The 5697-nt window shown below is 45.5% G+C and carries 6 protein-coding genes and 1 pseudogene; all 7 read right to left on the bottom strand.

Annotated features, from left to right (window positions below; genetic code table 11):
• Positions 1 to 1890: ATP-binding protein (locus tag V3S16_RS00200; protein ID WP_413882652.1), on the bottom strand; the 1890-nt coding region annotated here is incomplete at its 3' end.
• Positions 1891 to 2586: 696 nt separating this feature from the next.
• Entirely contained in the window at positions 2587 to 3027 is a 441-nt protein-coding gene (locus V3S16_RS00195; protein WP_413882653.1) for a peroxiredoxin family protein, read from the bottom strand.
• Positions 2920 to 3225: a redoxin domain-containing protein gene (locus V3S16_RS00190; protein WP_413882654.1), complete on the bottom strand. Its 306-nt coding sequence runs from the start codon at positions 3223 to 3225 to the stop codon at positions 2920 to 2922. Before V3S16_RS00190 ends, V3S16_RS00195 begins: the two co-directional genes overlap by 108 nt.
• Positions 3226 to 3237: 12 nt before the next feature.
• Entirely contained in the window at positions 3238 to 4377 is a 1140-nt protein-coding gene (locus tag V3S16_RS00185; protein ID WP_413882651.1) for a hypothetical protein, read from the bottom strand.
• A gap of 255 nt (positions 4378 to 4632) precedes the next feature.
• Complete coding sequence (gene merB, locus V3S16_RS00180) at positions 4633 to 5295, bottom strand: organomercurial lyase (RefSeq protein WP_413882650.1); 663 nt, start codon at positions 5293 to 5295, stop codon at positions 4633 to 4635.
• Between the two features lie 19 nt (positions 5296 to 5314).
• Positions 5315 to 5545: a mercury resistance system transport protein MerF gene (merF, locus tag V3S16_RS00175; RefSeq protein WP_413882649.1), complete on the bottom strand. Its 231-nt coding sequence runs from the start codon at positions 5543 to 5545 to the stop codon at positions 5315 to 5317.
• An 8-nt stretch (positions 5546 to 5553) separates the two neighbouring features.
• Positions 5554 to 5697, bottom strand: a pseudogene (locus V3S16_RS00170) (metal-binding (seleno)protein); the annotation flags it as partial.

Here is a 5697-nt window from a genome sequence, read left to right as displayed (position 1 = left end):
AAGGCCCAATCCCGTACCGCCGGCATCGCGCCGGGTCGTAAAAAATGGCTCGAAGATCCGCTCAATCATTCCACGTTCCATACCAATTCCGTTGTCTTCAACCTCGATCAAAACCGATCCGAGCCTGCCGATGTGTCGCGTGGTCACCGAAAGCCTTCCGTTATCTAAATCAGCAACGGCGTGGACAGCGTTCGTCACCAGGTTTGCCAGCACCTGCTCAAGTTTCTGAGAGTGTCCTTGAATTTTCGGTAAATCGGGGGCTAAGTCCATTCTCAATTTGCTTACGGATTTCCTCACTTCAGCCCCGACAATAGCCATCGTTTTTTCAATCATCTCATTGACCTGAACAGGCTTGACCCGGGTGCTTTCATCCAAGCGGGCAAAATCCTTCAGGTTGGAGACAATTTTGTTAATCCGATCTGAACCGACTCTGATGTCCTGTATTAATGCCCCCATATCTCCACACAGCTCTTCAATACTGAGACCAGACATTCGTCGCTTCGGGTGGGCCGAGGCATACTCCAAAACAAGCGGTTCAAACATCTGCCATGTTTCTTCTAAAAGTGGTATGTTATAGGTGATGAAACTATTCGGGTTGTTTATTTCATGAGCCACGCCCGCCACCAATTGGCCCAAGGCGGCCATCTTCTCCTGATGGACTATCCGTGTCTGTGCTTTCTTGAGTTTACGGGTTTGTTCCTCGGCAATCTCTTCCAGATATTCGGTATAGGTCTTCAATTCATCTTCTAATTTTCTCTGTTGGGTGATGTCCATGATATATTCGACAAATCCGACTGTATTTTTCCTGGAATCCTGCACGGGGTAGGCATGAATCCAGAGCACCTGCCGTTCTCCATTTTGCAGTATAACCTCCTTTTCCAAATTCTTAACCTTACCGGTCTTCATCGCTGACTTGCCCGGGCAGTCTTTACAAACATCCTGCCCCTGCCAGAGGAGCTCAAAACATTTACGTCCTTTCGCAAGGGATGACCCTGTAATGTCTTTTAGGAGATCCTCGTATGCACGGTTTGCTTGAATGATCTCGTGATCCCTGGATATGTAGGCAATTCCGGCCGCGATCGCATTGAATATGGAAACCAAGGTGTTTCTGGCCATAATCAGTTCCTTTTCCTTTTCAGCAAGTGCTTGGGCCATTCGGTTAAAAGATTCGCCTAACTCTTCCACTTCATCACCGATCTCGATCTTTACACGTTGAGTCAGATCCCCTTGGGCCATGTGCCCGGCAGTCTGAATCAACTTTTTCAAGGAACCCTTCAGGCGGCGCTCCAGAAAATATGTGAGAAACGATCCAACCAAAATCGTCACGATGAAAATGGTGAGACCCCAGTATGCAGTCCTTGCCAAACGCCGGTTAACCTCCGTGGTATTAATCCTCATGTGGATCTCTCCCACGTCTTTGCCCTCATGAACAATAGGCCTACGGATATAGAAGCGATGGCCGGATTTGTGGAAAAGTCCCACAGGCTTACCTGTCTCTTGAACGATTGGGCTCCCTTTCTGTGTATACACCGTATGATCCCGTTGCAGACCAGCTTCGGCCAATACACCCCCTTCCCGACCTACAAACTTAATATAATCGATATCTCTGTCCCCTAGTGCAAGCTGAACAAACCCCTTTAGAAACGCTTCATCCTTATGCAACATATACTCTGAAGTAGCCGCTGAGATTAAACTTGATTTCATCTGAGCAACTTTTACTACTTCCTCTTCATCAACACGGTGTTTATTTACAATGGTGAAATAAAAAGCATATGAAGTCAAAAGGGCAAAGGTCAGAGAAATGGAGATGATCGCCTTTTGGCGAAGACTGATCCAGCGCTTGTTGGGGGTACTTTTCATCTTTTTGTGTTGTGCTACAGAATTCTCCATAGCCGCTAGCTTTAAAGTTATTTCACTTCGCTCATCCCGCCGGACTGCTATAGAGCATTGGCCTATATCCCGCAAGAATTGTTTTTGCACTAGTGGGGGAAGTTGTTCCGTGCCGTTATCAGCGTATATACGGGGCTGGTCATCAGATCATGGGCTTTTAGAATCCGGCTGGTTTTAGGTTGCATTTCTGCCTCTTTTTGCTGAACCTATTTCAGGCTTTCTTTTTCTGTTTTCCAAATCATCAATATCACAAAAATGAAAACTCCCTGCCATAGCTTTCTATCGCAAAATGTATGCCATAGGCGGCATAGCTGCAAACTTACTCCCAACTGTTTGTAATTACGTTATTTATATAACACGGGAATAAAGAATGGCGAGGATAGGGGGTCGACTAAAAGGTCGCAAGGGGTTTGACTATGTAGAGGATAGCCTGAGTAACATAAGGCCATAACCTTTTGGTATAAAAGTATAAATCGCCCGGCGACCTTTTTGGCGCTCATATGCGACCTAAATGTCGCCTAACAGGGACTTCCAGCGGGGGTCATCCTTCATCAGGGCTATCTTTCGCTGGAGCTGTCTTAGCGAACACCCTATGTATCCCGCAGGTCTGTTTTTCTGGGAATGTCTGATCTATCTTCCCATTCCTTCGTTTCCCTGTCCGTCCATTGCCTAACGAACCGGAGCATAAATATTTGTCTAAATTGCTCCGGACAGCAACTGCTGGAACATCTTGCGGGCTGCTTCACTCTCCCACTTTCGATAACCGCTGGCTACGGCCACAACCTGCCCCTGAGGGTTTATGAAAAAATTCATCGGGACTCCGCGCACACCATACTGTGCAGCAGTGGCCGCCTTGGGATCCAGCAGATTGAGAAAAGTCAGATTTTTCCGACCTACATAAGCTTTCACCAACTTTCTCACTTTTGCATCTCTGCCCCGGTCGATAGAAATGGCCACAACAACCATACCTTTTTCTTTGTAAAGATGGTGGACTTTTTCCAGAGAGGACCTCTCCTTGTCGCAGTAAGGTCACCAAGTGGCCCAGAAATTCAACATAACAAATTTGCCTTTGAAATCACGCAAGCTTCTTTTTTTCCCCTCTAAATCGGGAAGGTTAAAAGCGGGAGCATCAAGCATTTCTTTAAGCCTGACTACCCCCATCGGCCTCAGGTAATCTATCTCCGCGCTAAGGGAAAGTTCAGCGGCCGCCAAAAAAACAAATAGGACCAAAGAAAAAAGTATAAGCCGTCTGGTTGTTTTTTTAACTTTTGAAAATTTCGCGGCCTTTCCCATTCTCTGAATAAGAGATGCCGGAGATATTTTACCAAATTTCATGTCTTTTCCTCCCTAATTGTTTGATACTGACCTTAAATCCTCAATAAAGCGTTTGGTATATCTCTCAAGTATTTCGGGCCCGGGCCCTGATTTTACCGAGCTTTTCCATTTTTTCAGCAATTCAATAAACTCCATGTCATCTTCGCGCCTGTAGAAGGTCACCAGGGCTGTCGCTTTTGGTTTTAGCGCCGGGATAGTATTGTAATCGGCACCCGGAGGGCCGTCCCGCCCGGGCAATATACGGGACTCACCCAACTTGCCCTGAAAACGATAGAAGGCATCGTCCGGTGGTAAAAATTCGAGCCGATATTCAATATCATTAGTGCCGTGGGTAATATCATTTCCTGCCAGCAGTGGTTTCTTGTCGCCCGTAATCAGGTAATAGACGGATTCGGAGTTCAGGAATTGAACTGCCCGGTGTTCGGTTCTCTTTTTACTGTGCGGATACATCTCGTTCGAATAAAGCGCAATGTCAAGCTTTATCCTCTCATCAGGAGGCAGATGAATGCCTTTAGCAAAGATATAGGTTGTTTGATAGTTGTGTTGCTGCACTGTTGCTGCGACAGGCTCTGACTGCCGGTTAAGCGCCAGGGTGACTGAAACATAATGATCAAGTTGATGCCAGTCCTTCACCGAACCTATCCAACCAAGCAAACTCTTTTTCCATGGGCTCAATCCGGCCGGCAGTCCGGACCGGCGAAAAACAATGTTGTAAGTCAGAAAGGTTAATTCAATGGTGCTTTGACTGTCAACCTTTAATCGGTCGTAATCAACCCGTCCGTAGACGACGGGTGTAGTTTGTGAATGTTTATAGGTATGTATAAACACTATATCAGGATCATTTTTATGTTTGTTCAGTAATGTCTGATCTACATTCGAAGAAATTATCCTGCCTTTTTCACCAACTAGATAACCGTAAGTAATATAATCCTGATAGAAATCAATGAAGGGCTCCTGCCCATCTGCGAGGAAAAACCGGGGGCGAAAACGGTGCAGCAGGTTTTTTTCTTCAACCGTCGGCTCTGTTTCCCGTGGCGGGTATTTTTTATAGTATTCCTTAAATTCAGGAAGCTGCGAAAACTGAAAATCGTCTGATCCGCATGCGTAAAAGAGAATACTGAAGGCAAAGCAAATTTGAAGTACTTTATTCATAAACCACTTACACCCTCCCTAACCTCATCCACCACCTGGCGGACATCAGGCAGGCATCATTTGCCTTTCGGATTTTTGGTAACGCACTGACATCTTCCAAACTTTTTTTCCTCCATGATCTTTTCCATTATAAGGGATCGGCCATTGTTTATATAGTCTCGCTTAATATCTTCACTTGAATATTCAAAACAATAACATACCAGATTAGCCATTTATGATTTCCTTTCAGAGATTAAGCTGCCCTAATCAATGTTCCTAAAGGTACTTATGAAGTTCTTCAAATGTCAACTGCCCAAGCCGGTAGCCTTCCTCAACGGAAAGTATTTTTAAGTTCTGGTCCTGCCCTGAGATCCACTCCGCTGCCACTTCAGTTGAACTAAAAAAATGCACCAGGCAACAGAAGTTGCTCCAGATTTCCTCGACAACTCCACTGGCTCTTGTTGTCTTTTCAGGTAGCGCCATGGATATCACGGTGCTGTTTGGTTCAACCCGCTCTACTTTTTCAGGCGTTATTGTAAGTTTGATCTTCATTTTTGTGGCCGGACAAAAAGACTCGACCCTGGCAGTATTTTTAAGCAAAGCCGGCAGAAATAAACTGTCCCATGCACACCAGGTTGTAAATGAACGGCCCTTTACTTCGAACCGGTGCGGATGACTTTTCTGAGACAGCCCCAAGAGCCCCACGATGTTGCCTTCATCATCATGTTCAGAAAATCGGTTTAGTAAAGACTTTGCGCCGCTATAGGAAATTTTAATATTTGAAGAGATTTGCTCGATTTGCTGCGGCGATACGGGCAGACCACCTGCTATAAGCCTTAAAGCCTGAATGAGAAGGCGTGACTCACTTGGCTCAAACCGTGGCGGAATTTCAAATTCACGTAGTGCCTTTGCAATCTCAGCAATATTTTCGCTTTTCATTTTTCCTTCCTCTCGGAAATCAGCCGTTTTTCCATCTTCTATACGAAATAAAGGTAAAAGCGATCATCAGCGCCAGCGCAGGAAGTAATACATAATAAAAATAGGGCGTGAAGGCGCTCAGGCCGGCTACCCCGAGTGTAATAAGCAAAATCTTCCCAACGCAGCACAGGGCTAAAAGAATAGTTCCTGTAAGTCCTGTATAGAACCATTGTTTAGACGTTTCTGATGATTTTTCCGGGTTTGCATTCAATGCGGTTATTATTCCTCAATCAGCTTGGCCTTGAAACCAATCTGGTTTACTTTGTTAACAATCTCATCCGCGCTGACCTTGTCGGGATCGAAATAGACTTCCCCCTTGCTTTTAAAAAAACTAATGCTCGCCTTTTCAACACCTTCCAGCCC

It is taken from the genome of Candidatus Desulfatibia sp. (genome assembly GCF_036446775.1).
GTDB lineage: Bacteria > Desulfobacterota > Desulfobacteria > Desulfobacterales > UBA11574 > Desulfatibia_A.
Note: the sequence above shows the minus strand (reverse complement) of the source record. Positions and strands in the feature narration are given on the sequence as shown.